The 13,891-nt window shown below is 58.8% G+C and carries 9 protein-coding genes; 4 read left to right on the plus strand and 5 right to left on the minus strand.

The window, feature by feature from the left end; genetic code table 11:
• The first annotated feature begins 18 nt into the window (after positions 1–18).
• Positions 19–1,341 carry a TerC family protein gene (locus J2S62_RS06775; RefSeq protein ID WP_310172879.1) on the plus strand — a complete coding sequence of 441 codons (1,323 nt, stop codon included), beginning with the start codon at positions 19–21 and terminating at the stop codon, positions 1,339–1,341.
• 37 nt (positions 1,342–1,378) lie between these two features.
• Here J2S62_RS06775 and J2S62_RS06780 read toward each other — a convergent pair whose 3' ends face one another.
• The 4 genes from J2S62_RS06780 to J2S62_RS06795 form a co-directional block, all read right to left on the minus strand.
• The gene (locus tag J2S62_RS06780) at positions 1,379–3,592 is read right to left on the minus strand and encodes an HNH endonuclease signature motif containing protein (RefSeq protein ID WP_310172882.1); all 2,214 of its coding nucleotides are present in this window, start codon (positions 3,590–3,592) and stop codon (positions 1,379–1,381) included.
• Positions 3,593–3,731: 139 nt separating this feature from the next.
• Positions 3,732–5,060: an alpha/beta fold hydrolase gene (locus tag J2S62_RS06785; RefSeq protein WP_310172883.1), complete on the minus strand. Its 1,329-nt coding sequence runs from the start codon at positions 5,058–5,060 to the stop codon at positions 3,732–3,734.
• A gap of 47 nt (positions 5,061–5,107) precedes the next feature.
• Positions 5,108–5,620, minus strand: a complete 513-nt coding sequence (locus J2S62_RS06790; RefSeq protein WP_310172885.1) for a GNAT family N-acetyltransferase — start codon at positions 5,618–5,620, stop codon at positions 5,108–5,110.
• A 28-nt stretch (positions 5,621–5,648) separates the two neighbouring features.
• On the minus strand, positions 5,649–8,291 hold the full coding sequence (locus tag J2S62_RS06795) for a DEAD/DEAH box helicase (protein WP_310172887.1): 2,643 nt from the start codon (positions 8,289–8,291) through the stop codon (positions 5,649–5,651).
• Between the two features lie 95 nt (positions 8,292–8,386).
• Here J2S62_RS06795 and J2S62_RS06800 point away from each other — a divergent pair, with 95 nt between their 5' ends.
• A complete protein-coding gene (locus J2S62_RS06800; RefSeq protein ID WP_310172889.1) occupies positions 8,387–9,235 on the plus strand; it encodes a methyltransferase domain-containing protein in 849 nt (282 codons plus the stop codon).
• A 28-nt stretch (positions 9,236–9,263) separates the two neighbouring features.
• On the opposite strand, the gene J2S62_RS06805 is transcribed toward J2S62_RS06800, so the two are convergent.
• Entirely contained in the window at positions 9,264–9,956 is a 693-nt protein-coding gene (locus J2S62_RS06805; protein ID WP_310172891.1) for an MBL fold metallo-hydrolase, read from the minus strand.
• A gap of 230 nt (positions 9,957–10,186) precedes the next feature.
• Here J2S62_RS06805 and uvrA point away from each other — a divergent pair, with 230 nt between their 5' ends.
• Both uvrA and J2S62_RS06815 read left to right on the plus strand, forming a co-directional pair.
• The gene (gene uvrA, locus J2S62_RS06810; RefSeq protein ID WP_310175761.1) at positions 10,187–13,129 is read left to right on the plus strand and encodes an excinuclease ABC subunit UvrA; all 2,943 of its coding nucleotides are present in this window, start codon (positions 10,187–10,189) and stop codon (positions 13,127–13,129) included.
• 60 nt (positions 13,130–13,189) lie between these two features.
• Positions 13,190–13,870, plus strand: a complete 681-nt coding sequence (locus J2S62_RS06815; protein ID WP_310172893.1) for a lysophospholipid acyltransferase family protein — start codon at positions 13,190–13,192, stop codon at positions 13,868–13,870.
• Positions 13,871–13,891: the final 21 nt, after the last annotated feature.

Here is a 13,891-nt window from a genome sequence, read left to right on the forward strand (position 1 = left end):
TAGGAAGGACTCCCTTACATGGAGATTACTGGGTTTACTTGGGCTGTCACGATTGCCGTGATTGTCGGCTTGTTATTATTCGACTATTTTTTTCACGTCAGAAAATCACACACCCCCACTATCAAAGAGGCCGCCATTTGGTCTGCGCTCTACGTGGGACTGGCGCTGGCTTTCGGTCTAGTGTTCTTTTTCCTCGGCGACACCGACTATGCGGTCGAGTACTACGCCGGTTTCATTACCGAAAAAGCTTTATCGGTTGATAACCTTTTCGTGTTCATGATCATCATGACCAGCTTCAGTGTGCCGCGACAGTACCAGCAAAAAGTGCTGCTATTTGGTATTACGTTCGCGCTGATCAGCCGCACCATCTTTATTCTTGCGGGTGCAGCCATCCTCGAGTGGTGGTCGGACGCCTTCTACATCTTCGGTATCTTCTTGCTCCTGTTAGCCGGCCAGCAACTGAAGTCGGAGTTCTCATCCGCTGACGAGGCGCAGTCCGAAGCCGACAACTTTTTGGTCCGGTTTGCCCGCAAAATCCTCCCGGTCGCTGAACACTACGACGGTGATAAGCTCACCACCAAAGTCGACGGCAAACGCCTCGTGACTCCGATGCTGCTCGTCATGGTCGCGATCGGTGCAACAGATATTATCTTCGCGCTCGACTCGATCCCGGCGATTTTCGGCTTGACTCAAGAACCCTATATTGTCTTCACCGCTAACGCGTTTGCCTTGTTGGGTCTGCGCCAGTTGTACTTCCTCATCGACGGGCTGCTCGATCGGTTGGTGTACCTCGGGTACGGTCTGGCCGCGATTCTCGGGTTCATCGGGATCAAGCTCATGCTGCACGCGCTGAGCCAGAACAACCTGCCCTTCATCTACGACGGCCAAGATGTGCCAGTCCACGAACCAAGTACCGGCACCTCACTCCTGGTGATTATTGGCATCCTGGTGGTCACCATCGTATGGTCGCTGCTCAGCCCACGTGGCAAAGCGCTCCGGGCTCTGCAGAACGCTGAGAAATTCGCCCACCGGTACACCCAACTCCCGGATGACGCCCCAGCCGAAGAGCGCGCCGCTGCCGGCCAGAAGATGGATTACTGGACTCAGCGTGCCGAAGAAGTTGAGCACCGTTATCTCGACGAACTCATCGAGCACAAAGACCAGTGGTCGGCCATTATCAGGATCGGACATGAGACACGACTCGAGGACGCGAACCGTCGGGGCATCCCAGCGCTGACGTCCCAAAAGATTGTGCGAACCAAGGGGCCGGTCCTAGCCCCCGACACCAACGGCAAACCCAATGCCTCCGAGTCCTCTGAATCATCGGATCTCAAAGACTAGCGTCACCTCAGAGGTATAAAGGCTAGCCACACCCCCGTCAGTTATCCCAGTAGGTATTTCTGATGGGGGTTTGTGCTGGGTCTAACCACGGAGCTGGAATCCAGTAGAGCACCCCATCAGGATCCCAGGTGGGCGTCCAAACTCCTTGGTGGACGCGGGTGTGGCACGCGTTGCACAACAAAATCAGGTTGGTGATGTCGGTGCCACCTTCGTGGAGCCAATGTTGAGCATGATGTCCTTGAGTCCAAACCGGAGGGACTCGGCATCCCGGCCCTCGACATCCACCTCGCATGCCAGCGGCGAGGATTTGGTCATCGCTAAACACGCGCTTCCCGCGGCCAAGAAAGAGCGGAACACCGGCTTGGTTAAAGATCGCCGGGATGATTTTGGCATCACAGAGATCCTGCAGCACAGCCGCCGGGGAGACCGAACCCGTTTGGAAGTTGTGCGAAACATAAGGATGCCCACGCGCTGTTCCACTTTCTGCTGTATCCGAAGGGTTTGCGTCATCCGGTGCGTCGTGTGCTGGGGCGTGCGTCCACCAGTGCGGTGCCAATAGCGGATCTGGATCGAAAGAGTTTTCCGACTCCGGGATGTCCGGGGGTTCGTCTTCACCGGCGACGTGTTGAAGGGGAGTCACTGAAGCTGGAACGCCTGGATCGAAGCCGTTGAGGCCGGGTGGCCGCCGGTGTTCCGCATCGAGGTGGAAACGCGCGTCGAGTCGATCCTGTTGCATGCGAATCAGGGTTTCATAATCCATCACGGTCCATAAAATGGCGGGTGCACGTTTATATTCGGGCATGCCCTCTGAACCGGGGGATCGTTTCCCTTGGGCCTTGAGCATCGTGATGAACACGTCGTGGGCTTTCTCTGCTCGGCTTCTAGGGTCGAGTTTCCGAAGCTCTTCACGGCTGACTGGTTCTCCCTGATCGGTTTCAACGAAGGTCGCGGGGTCATCCACGGCATCGTCCATCCGGTCGTGGAATAACGCCAACCGTTCTTCTGCTGACATCTCATCGTTATAGGGAGTCGGTCCGCCCAGGTCCAGCTCATCGAATAATCCAGGCCTGTGCCCTTCTCGCTCGTCGGCATCGTCGAACGCATCCGCAGCAGTCTCACTAGCTACCTCTGCGTATTGCTCTTGTGACTGTCCCGGGTCTCCTACGGCCGAATGCGTAGGCGGTTTCGGTTGTGCAGGGTGGCGGTTCGTTCCAGAACCAGGGGTTGGATCGCTCGGGTCCGCTGTGGCCGATTGCGGGGCCTCCGAGTCTTCGTCGGCACCTTGGCGGAATTTGTCTTGGTTGACTTTGAAGTTCAGTCCCGCCAGAATGAGCGCCTCGATCAGTTCCACGTTCGCCACATCGGTCACGAGGTTGAGGTGAAGTTTGCCGCGGGCAATCCTCGTGCGCAGTGAGTTGCTAACTTTCGTGAGACGTTCTTCGGGTGAAGGCCCGTCGGGATCAATAATGTGGGCGACCTGGTTGAGCCAGGCTGTCGATTCGTCGGCCAATTGTTGTGCGGTCATGCGCTGGGATGCATCGGTGAAGATCGAATCCATCGACTGGAGGACCTCTGTGGCGTTGTCTTTGGTCAGGCCTGCCGCGAGACAGAAATCGTAAAATCTTTTGGCGATGTGCGTCATGCGGTCCATATTTTCCGACGGGATAGCCCCGTTGGCATAGGCCTGGGCCATCTGCGGTAACACTGGCTCGCGTCCGATCCCGACGATGGTGGTGGGTTCGGCGGCGATCAACTCGGCTCGAGCATAATGTTTCCCCATCTGGCGGGTGTCGACTTGGAAACGGTCTGCCAACCAACGTTTTCCGGTCTTAAACAAGTTCACTGAGGCCGGTATCCCGAGCACAGTGTCGCGATCGAGGTCATACGCCCGATCCGCTAGACCCGTAAGGTTAGATACCATCGCGTCCTGGACGCGCAGGGTGGTCACCAGATTGTCGACCATACCCGGGAGCGTGTTGTAATAATCTTCTGGGGCTTCGGGGGTGGGTCCGGCGTGTTTTCCCACAGATCCCACGGTCTGCTCCGCAGCGGGAGCTGACCACATGGTGTCCCAATCCCTTGCGGTAGCGAACCTATGGCGGGCGAACTCGTGGTAGGCCGTGGGGTCCGTGAGTTTGTCATATTGGCGCCTAGCCACACGCAATTGCAACGCCTGGAGAGAGCCCAACGACAATCCGTCCAGCACCTCATCCGAGATGAGCTCCGTGGTGTCAGGAATGGTCGTCACCATGGTTTTCACCCCCGCTGTGAACTGAATATAAAGCGCGCTCTGGATGGTACTCAGTGTAGAAACCCACGCACGTATCGCAGGAACAACAGGTGGTAATTGGGGAAAATCTCGACCGGATTGGCCGGGCTGTGGAAAAGGCTCAGCGTGGGGTCGAAGGTGCCGAGGCAGGGACCCCGTCGGGCCGGATCATCGCGTGTAAGCGGTTGAAAATCTCTGCTCCCGCTTGTGCGATCCCATCATGGTGCCACCGGTCCGATTCCCAAACCTCGAGGTTGGCCACCTGTTGGGCCGTGGTGATGGAAAGATCACGGTCGACGTAGACATCGTCGGTATATACCAGTGCAGCGACGGGAACCGTATTGGACGCCAACTGGTCAAGGTCATAGAGCGTGCCCCACGCATTGTACGTAGCGATGAGTTCCGTGGCCCGAGCGATAGGCTGCAGCGCGGGGTCGAGCTGGGTGTACCAGTCGAAGCACATTTCCCCGGTGAGCAGGGGAGTATCGGCCTTTTTGGGGTTGAAATCCGGGAACTCAGCCAAGACGCGCTGGGCTGCCCAATTGGTAGGTTGTGCTCCGGGTTGGGCGTAAATGGCTTCATGCAGGATCAGGTATAACGGGTTGGTGGCCCGGGAAACCTGCTGGTAAACGGCGTCCAAAAAAGAGTCCGACAGCGTGTTCGTGCCCGGGATGAACGCTTCTTCTAGCACGTAGTGCAGCGCGTCGATTCGAGTATTGCCCCCCAAATACATGCCCAAAGCCTGCACCCGGCCCACTGTCAACGGTGACCCATCAGGCAGCACGATGTCACCACGACGCACGCGACGGTAGATATGCGTCAAGATTTCCAGGTCAGTGGGGAAACGTCGGAAGTATTGGCGGTTGCGGGCCCGCATACGTTGATACGTGGCCTGATAGACCTGGTCGGCCGGTCCCTCCAGCGGCGGCAAGCCCCCGGTAATCATCGACCCGGCCAGACCCTGCGGGGCAAACGACAGGTACGTGAGGGTACAAAACCCACCGAAGGACTGACCTAACGTCACCCAAGGGTCAGCGCCGAGCGCCAGTCGGATGGCTTCGGCATCGGCCACAATATCGGGGGCTCGGAAGTGACGCAGATAGTGGGCTTGGGCCGACGGGGCGCCACGCTGCACGAGGGTGTGGTGACTGATCGGCGTGGATAGACCGGTGCCGCGTTGGTCGAGCATCAGGACGCGGTAATGTTTCAGGGCTTCAGCCAACCACCCGCCAACCCGCGAGGGTCGCGACCCTTTCCCACCAGGTCCGCCCTGTAAAAACAACAGCCAGGGCCTGTCCTGACCGTCAGCAGCCCGGTATTCGCGGGCATAGACCGTCAGCTGCTCTCCGTCGGGCACGCTGTGGTCCAACGGGACGGTGAAATGGTGATCGACAATCCCGGTCCCGTCCTGCATCCAGGCAAGCGTTCCTGCGGTGTGAGTGACTGACATCGTGGGCTCCTTGGACGACGGCTCGAACGGTGGCTTGTGTCTCGAGTCTAGCGTTGGGCTGCTTCGCGCAGAGCGGCCCCGTCAAGCCGGTAGGTGGTCCAGCCGTCCATCGGGTAGGCACCTAACGACTGATAGAAGTCAATGGCCGGGGTATTCCAGTCGAGCACCGAGCATTCATAGCGGGCGTACCCGCGTGCCACCGCGAGCTCAGCAAGATGTACCAACAGCTCTTTCCCGTGGCCGCGACCACGCAACTGCGGGATGACAAAGAGGTCCTCCAACCAGATGCCGTGGACGCCCTCCCAGGTCGAATAGGTTTCAAACCAGATGGCGATCCCGGCCACTTGCACTTGCCCGTCCACCACATCATCGAGCACGTGACAGAATACGCGCGGATTGGGTCCGAATAAATGCTGATGCAACAGCTGCTCGGTGTTGTCGACCGCATCGGGCTCGCGTTCATACACAGCCAACTGGTGAATCAGGTCAAGGATGGCGGCCACATCGTCGGGGGCAGCCTCCCGGACGACGCCGGTTGTCGAGAGCGAAGGGTCAGTCATGGTTGAGGCTCCTCGGTCGTAGCGTTACTTAGAGTAGCGGGGTGCCGACGGACAGGGTGGTGACAGCGGGTGAGCCCTGGTCGTTGGAGGCGCTCAAGTGCACGACGGCGTTGATGGCGAAGTCATGGTTGCCGTTGGGGTCCACCAGTACCTGAGTGACCAACCAGTAGTCGCCGGCCTCGGCGCCTACGTCGGCCATTTCCGCGGCCGTGAGTTCAGGGTGTTTCTCGACCCGGAAGAACTCCGGGACCCGGGCGGCCGGTGAATCGTCGAGGTCTTCGTAGGTACCAAAGTAGTCGTCGAGCGCATCGGCCCAGTTATCCGAGGTAAACGGCACTGCGCCGTCGGGTAGATAGTCCAGGGCCTCAAGACGGGACTCTTGTTCATCGCCAAAGAACTGCACACGCTGGAACATCGCATTGCGCAGCATCACGGTAAACACCCCGATGGTGTCGGTCAGTTTCGGTGGCTCTGGCGGGCTGATGGACTCGTGGTCGGCGATCAACTGGTCGACGTCGTCGGCCATCATGTGTTCCCACTCTTCCAACAGCGAGGAGTCGGTCGTGACGATGATGGTTTCCAACCACTCTTGGAGCAGGTTGAGCTCATCGGTGCGCAGCTCCTGGGGAATCGTCTGGCGCAGCGCCTTGGCCGCGTCGGTCAGGTAGCGCAGTAGCACGCCCTCGGAGCGGGCAATCCCGTAATAGTTAACGTAGTCGCCGAAGCCCATGGCGCGTTCGTACATGTCGCGGACCACCGACTTGGGCTGCAATTCGAATTCGGTCAACCATGGGGCGCCCTGCCGGTAGATCTCAAATTGTTGGCTCAGCAGCTCGGCAAGTGGCTGCGGGTAGGTGAGCTCATCGAGGACCTTCATCCGTTCGGCGTACTCATACCCATCGGCGCGCATCCGCGTCATTTCCTCATCCCGAACTTTGCGCAACTGGGCGGTGAGTACCTGGCGAGGTGCTTCCAGGGTGGCTTCGATGATCGAGACCATATCCACCGCGTAGGTGGGGGAGTCGGTGTCGAGCAGCTCAAACGCCGCCAACGCAAACGGGCTTAGCGGCTGATTCAGTGCGAAATCGGCTTGCAGCTCGACCGTGAGTTCCAGCCGATTGCCCCACTCGTCGGGCTGGTCATTGACCACGACGACGTCGGTGACCAGCAATTCTCGCAGGATGCCTAGCGCCCGACGTTGCAGTGCGGCCTTGGATGCTTTGGTTTCGGCCGAGCGTAGGATCATCCGGCGCACCGAGGTTACCGGGTTACCCGGCCGGGCCAGGATGTTGAGCAGGATCGAATGGGTGATGCGCATGCGCGAGACCATCGGCTCGGGTTCGGCTGCGACAAGCTTTTCGAAGGTGGCCTTGGACCAGGACACGAACCCCTTGGGCGGGGATTTTTTCGGTTGCGATTTCGAGGATTGTGCAATCCGGCGAGCTCGTTCCTCGTCGTTTTTAATCGCGGCGAATTTTTCGGCTGCCTTGGCGTCGGCCAACTGATTTTCGATCACGTGTTCGGGTGCTTGGACCACCACCGTGCCGGCCGTATCGAAACCAGCGCGTCCGGCACGACCGGCGATTTGATGAAATTCCCGGGCGTTGAGGTGGCGCTGTTTGGTGCCGTCAAACTTCGACAGCGCAGTGATCAGTACCGTGCGGATCGGGACATTAATGCCCACCCCCAGCGTGTCCGTTCCGGCGATGACCTTCAGTAAGCCCTCTTGGGCTAGTCGCTCTACCAGTCGGCGGTATTTGGGCAACATCCCGGCGTGGTGGACCCCGATGCCCTGGCGGATCAACCGGTTGAGCGTCTTGCCGAAGCCTGAACTAAACCGGAAGTCACGAATCAGCTCGGCGATGCGATCCTTCTCGGCCCGGGACGTCACCGAGATCGAGGCCAGATTTGTGGCCTGTTCGACGGCATCAAGTTGTGAAAAATGCACGATGTACACCGGGGAGAGCTCAGAGGTCACGAGGGTCTCGACCTGCTGTTGCACCGGGACTTCCGAGTACTCAAAGTACAGTGGAATGGGCCGGGTCGCAGACGATACCGTCACGGTCTTCCGCCCGGTGCGCTCTGTCAGTGAGGTCTCGAAGAAACTGGTATCCCCCAGAGTGGCCGACATCAACACGAACTGGGCCTGCGGCAGCTCCAGCAGGGGGACTTGCCAGGCCCAGCCGCGCTGCGGGTCCGAGTAGAAGTGGAACTCATCCATCACCACGGGCCCGACCTCGAGTCCGGATCCCTCCCGTAGCGCATGAATCGCCAGAATTTCGGCGGTGCAACAGATAATGGGCGCATCCGGGTTAATCGCCGAGTCCCCGGTGACCATCCCGACGTGCTCGGCACCAAAAATCTCGATCAGATCGAAAAACTTTTCCGAGACCAAGGCTTTGATCGGAGCAGTGTAGTAGCTGGTTTGCCCGTTGGCGAGCGCATAGAAGTGCGCTGCGAGTGCAACCATCGATTTGCCCGACCCGGTCGGGGTTGCCATGATGACGTTTTTGCCGTCGGCCAGTTCGGTGACCGCCTCATCTTGGGCGGGGTACAGCTCAATACCGCGGTGGCCGGTCCATTCGACAAACCGGTCATAGAGTAATACCGGCTCGAGCTCTTCGCCGTGGTCAGGATCAGGAATAAAATCAGTCAGTTGCACCTGATCCATCCTAGTACCCCGACGGGTAATGCCCGGCTGGACGAAGATTGCGATTCATAACGCTGACCTGTCAGCCCCCACAGGGGGCGGTTTAGGCTTGGGCTATGGAAAACTTTGTCTGGGATCCTGCCCAATATGCCCACTTCGCCGGTCACCGCGCGCGCCCGTTTGTCGACCTGACCAATGCCATCCAACTGGAGGCGCCGCAGAAAGTCTTCGATATGGGGTGTGGTCCCGGCAATATGACCGTCACACTCGCCCAACGCTGGCCCGAGGCTGAGATCACCGGGTATGACGCGTCAGCGGAGATGATCGAAGATGCCCAGCACATGGTGGCCAACCGTGACGATGACGCGTGGGCTAACGTGTCATTTGCCCAGCAAGAGGCCGGCACGTGGATGCCCCCGGCCGATACCGATGTGATCGTGTCCAATGCGATGTTCCAGTGGCTACCCAATCACATCGATATTATTAGCGGATGGCTGGAATCCCTGAAACCGGGGGCATGGTTTGCGATGCAGGTCCCGGGCAACAGCGTGGCGCGTTCTCATCAGTACATCGGAGAGCTCGCCGCTGAAGAGAAGTTTTCGGTTGCCAAGGACGCAGCGTACACCGGTGAGTCGGTGCACTCGGTGGAAGAATATACTCGGATGCTGCTGGAACACAGCTTCCGTCCCAACGTGTGGGAAACAACCTATCACCAGGTGCTCACGGGCCCCGATCCGGTCTTCGACTGGGTCAAAGGTGCTGCACTGCGGCCCGTGTTACAAAAGCTGGCGGAGCACGATGCGACCCACGTCACCACACTCCACGATGCCTTCGTGCTGCGGTACAAGGCTGAGATGCTCGCCGCCTATCCGCCCTATACCGGTCCGGATGGCCAAGAAGTCACCGTGTACCCGTTCCGACGCATCTTCGTCGTCGGGCATAAAGAACTGGATTATTTTATCTAGCCGGGCAGGTGCCGGCGCGCAGCAAGAACTACCAGCCGCGCTGGCGCCATTCGTCCAAGTGTGGCCGTTCATGGCCCAAGATGGTCGAGCCACCGTGGCCGGGCAGTACGACAGTGTCGTCGTCGTAGACGGCAAAAACGCGTTCGGTCACATCGGTTAGTAGCGAGTCAAAACGTTGCGGATCGTCCCAGGTATTGCCGACGCCGCCGGGGAACAGTGAATCGCCCGAAAAAATAATGGTCGGTTCGTCGCCGTTGGGCACATACACCAAGGCGACGGAACCCGGGGTGTGACCGCGCAGTCCAATAACGTCCAATTCGATTCCGGGAAACTGTGCCTTATCGCCGTGTTTTAGCTCCACTTTGGCCGCAATGCCCGTGGCCTCACGAATCGCTTCGGCGTCGGGGGCACCAGCTGAGGTGGGTACCTTGGTCCGTTCCACGACCTCTGGCAGGGCGCGGATGTGATCCCAGTGCTCGTGCGTGGTGATCACCGAGACCAGATCCAAATCGCACGGGGTATCAGCGGCGGCTGAGGCAACCAGCTCCATGATGGCATCCGGTTCATCGGCAGCATCGATGAGCACCTGAGCACCGGTGGTTTTGGAGGTAATCAGGTACACGTTGTTATTCATTTCGGACACGGAGCGTGTACGGATCGTGACCTGAGGCAGGTCAAACAAGACCTTAATGGGACCGATAGTTGGCGACGTTTTGGACATGACCGCTAATTTACACGTTCTGTCGGATTGTTGCGAATAGCCCATAGGAATTCAGTTTCCTTAGCTTTAGGCGAAGACTAGGGCCGGTTTCTTCGGCAAATCCGATCTTCAACCAGAATTGAACTATTCTGGGAGTCTAGTTTTCTACTGTCTTTTTGACTCGAGGGACTGAGTACTTGACCACCACACAAAACGTTGACGGCTCACAAAGCCAACAACACCCCAATAGCCTGGCCGCGCAGACACCATCCGCAAATGCCACGGCTACCAACCACGACCCAAAACAGATCGTGGTCCAAGGGGCCCGTGAACATAACCTCAAAAATGTGAATCTGCGCATCCCGAGAGACGCCTTCGTTGTCTTCACCGGGCTGTCCGGTTCCGGGAAATCTTCCCTGGCCTTTGACACGATCTTTGCCGAAGGCCAGCGCCGCTACATTGAATCCTTATCCTCGTACGCGCGGATGTTTCTGGGCCGGGTCGATAAGCCCTCGGTCGACTTCATCGAGGGACTGTCCCCGGCGGTCTCAATTGACCAGAAATCGACATCGAAAAACCCCCGGTCGACCGTCGGCACCATCACCGAGATCCATGACTACATGCGCCTGTTGTGGGCTCGTATCGGCGTGCCGCATTGTCCTGAATGTGGCGAACCCGCCGCGAACCAGACACCGCAGCAGATCGTTGACCAGCTCCTCGAGCTCGAAGAGCGCACCCGCTTCCAGGTGTTAGCACCGGTGGTGCGCGGACGTAAGGGCGAATTCGTAGACCTCTTCGCCGATCTGTCCACTCAAGGCTTCTCCCGTGCCATCGTCGACGGGGAACAGGTCCAGCTGTCGGATCCGCCGAAACTCCAAAAGCAGATCAAACACAATATCGCCGTGGTCGTAGACCGACTGGTTATCCGCGACGGCATCCGGCAGCGTCTGACCGACTCCGTCGAAACGGCCTTGGAACTGGCCGAAGGTGTCGTGGTGGTCGACTTTGTCGACGTGGACGCACAGATCGACCCGGAGGCCCGCAACACCGGCGAATGGAATGCGGTTGATGCCGATGGACGCGCCAAGTACCGGTCGTTTTCGGAAAAGCTGTCGTGCCCCAACGGTCACGTGCTCAACATTGACGAAATCGAACCGCGCTCCTTTTCCTTTAACAACCCCTTTGGCGCATGCCCGACGTGTACCGGTATCGGTTCCCAACTCCAAGTTGATGAAGAACTCCTCGTCCCGGATCCGGACCAGTCGCTGGCCGAGGGCGCAATCGCACCCTGGGATATCGGCAAACGGACCCGAGAATACTGGCAACGGTTAATGTCCGGTCTGGCCGACGAAGTCGGCTTCTCAATGGACACCCCGTTCAAGAAGCTGTCCAAGACCGCCAAGAAAGCCTTACTGCACGGCAAAGACTTCAAGGTCAAAGTCTCCTACCGCAACCGGTGGGGCCGCGAACGTCGCTACACCACCGGTTTTGAGGGGGTCATCGACTACGTCAAGCGGAAACACGATGAGGCCGAATCCGATCAGGCACGCGACCGTTACCGGTCGTATATGCGCGAAGTCGCATGCCCGGCCTGTGGGGGAACGCGACTGAACCCGACGTCCCTGTCGGTCCTGGTCGGTGGCAAGTCCATCGCCGAGGTCTCCGCGATGCCCATGGATGACAGCATCACCTTCATGCGAGAACTCGAACTCTCGGAACGCGACGCTAAGATCGCCGATCAAGTACTGATCGAAATTAATGCCCGCCTGCAGTTCCTGTTGGACGTGGGCCTGGACTACTTGAATTTGGAGCGCCCCGCCGGCACCCTGTCGGGTGGCGAGGCACAGCGTATCCGGTTGGCGACCCAGATCGGGTCGGGTCTGGTCGGCGTGTTATATGTCCTCGATGAGCCTTCCATCGGGCTGCATCAGCGTGACAACCGCCGCCTGATCGAAACCCTGCACCGGTTACGGGATCTGGGTAATACCCTGATTGTGGTCGAACACGATGAAGAAACCATCGCCGAAGCAGACTGGATCGTCGATATCGGTCCCGATGCCGGCGAAAAGGGCGGGCACATTGTCCACTCGGGCTCGGTCCAAGGCCTGCTCGACAACACCAACTCGCTGACCGGCGACTACCTGTCGGGTCGTAAAGCGATCCCGATCCCACCCAAGCGTCGTCCCATTGACAAGAACCGGCAGCTCGAAGTCGTAGGGGCTCGAGAAAATAACCTCGACAACGTTTCGGTCAAGTTCCCGCTGGGTGTCTTCACGGCCGTGACCGGCGTCTCGGGGTCCGGGAAATCGACCCTGGTCAACGAGATCCTTTACAAAGTCATGGCCAATGAACTCAATCACGCCCGGCATGTGCCCGGACGTCACCGCCGCGTCCACGGGTTGGAACACCTCGACAAGGTTGTCCACGTCGACCAGTCACCAATCGGCCGGACCCCGAGATCAAATGCGGCAACCTACACCGGGGTATTTGATCACATCCGGAACCTGTTCGCCGACACCCAAGAGGCAAAGGTCCGCGGTTATAAGGCCGGCCGGTTTTCCTTCAACGTCAAAGGCGGACGCTGTGAAGCCTGCGCCGGTGACGGCACCCTGAAAATCGAGATGAACTTCCTGCCCGATGTGTATGTGCCATGCGAAGTCTGTCATGGGGCACGGTATAACCGCGAAACCTTGGAAGTTGAATACAAGGGCAAAAACATCTCCGAGGTCCTTGAGATGCCGATCGATGAGGCCGCCGAGTTCTTCGCCCCGTATCAGCGCATTGCCCGACACCTCGACACGCTAGTGGACGTGGGGCTGGGCTATGTTCGCCTCGGCCAACCCGCCACGACCTTATCGGGTGGGGAAGCCCAGCGCGTGAAACTGGCCACCGAGCTGCAGCGGCGTGCCACCGGCAAGTCCGTCTACGTCCTCGATGAACCGACCACCGGGCTACACTTCGAAGACATCCGGAAACTGCTCATCGTGCTGAACCGGTTGGTCGAAAAAGGTAACACCGTCATCACCATCGAACACAACCTCGATGTCGTCAAATCCGCCGACTGGGTCATTGACCTTGGCCCCGAGGGCGGCTCCGGCGGTGGCTTGATTGTCGCCACCGGGACTCCCGAAGAGGTCGCGGAAGTGGAAGCCAGCCATACCGGCCGGTTCTTAGCGGAAGTGCTGAACGCATAACGTTGTAGAATCAATGAGTCCACATCCAAGACACTGCCCACAGGGGCAGGGAGGGAAATTATGGCAATCGGTGAAACTGGGATGGTACGCACCAGTGTGCGGACCCTGATTCGGCTCACAGCACGCCCTGACACCACAGGGTTTGAGCACGTCCCACAAACCGGTGGCTTCATCGTTGCCAGCAACCATCTCTCCTTTCTGGACTCGGTCATCATTCAGGCACTGCTGCCACGCATGGTCCGGTTTTTCGCTAAAGCCGACTACTGGACCCAGCCCGGACTCAAGGGCAAAGTCATGAGCGGATTTTTTGATGCCGTCGGTTCGATTCCCGTCGAACGCGGCGACCAATCCGCCTCCGTGAACGCGCTGAACCAGTTGGTGGATTTTATTGAAGCCGGCGACGGCGTGGGCATCTACCCGGAAGGCACGCGATCCCGTGATGGTCGCCTGTACCGAGGTCGCACTGGAGTCGGCTGGTTAGCCCTGACCACCGGAGCACCCGTGGTTCCGGTCGGGCTGATCGGCACCGACCGGCTGCAACCTCCAGGGAAAAGCGTGATCGTCCCGCGAAAATTTGAGCTGCGCGTGGGTGAACCCATCCACGTTGAAAAGATGGGCCCCAAACACGGGTTGCCGATTCGGCGCAAAACCACCGACCTCATCATGGAAAAGATCGCGGAGCTCACCGAACAAGAACGCGTGGACGCATATAATAAGAGGCCAGACGAAACGGCCTCCTAACCGTCTAAGGAGACCAACCCA

The organism is Enteractinococcus fodinae (assembly GCF_031458395.1).
In the GTDB taxonomy this organism is placed as follows: Bacteria; Actinomycetota; Actinomycetes; order Actinomycetales; family Micrococcaceae; genus Yaniella; species Yaniella fodinae.

Bases quoted from the DNA above. Each gene is read 5' to 3' on its own strand.
- J2S62_RS06785 (WP_310172883.1), bottom strand. From the start codon at position 5,060: ATGTCAGTCACTCACACCGCAGGAACGCTTGCCTGGATGCAGGACGGG.
- J2S62_RS06780 (WP_310172882.1), bottom strand. From the start codon at position 3,592: ATGGTGACGACCATTCCTGACACCACGGAGCTCATCTCGGATGAGGTG.
- J2S62_RS06805 (WP_310172891.1), bottom strand. From the start codon at position 9,956: ATGTCCAAAACGTCGCCAACTATCGGTCCCATTAAGGTCTTGTTTGAC.
- J2S62_RS06775 (WP_310172879.1), top strand. From the start codon at position 19: ATGGAGATTACTGGGTTTACTTGGGCTGTCACGATTGCCGTGATTGTC.
- J2S62_RS06795 (WP_310172887.1), bottom strand. From the start codon at position 8,291: ATGGATCAGGTGCAACTGACTGATTTTATTCCTGATCCTGACCACGGC.
- J2S62_RS06800 (WP_310172889.1), top strand. From the start codon at position 8,387: ATGGAAAACTTTGTCTGGGATCCTGCCCAATATGCCCACTTCGCCGGT.
- J2S62_RS06790 (WP_310172885.1), bottom strand. From the start codon at position 5,620: ATGACTGACCCTTCGCTCTCGACAACCGGCGTCGTCCGGGAGGCTGCC.
- J2S62_RS06815 (WP_310172893.1), top strand. From the start codon at position 13,190: ATGGCAATCGGTGAAACTGGGATGGTACGCACCAGTGTGCGGACCCTG.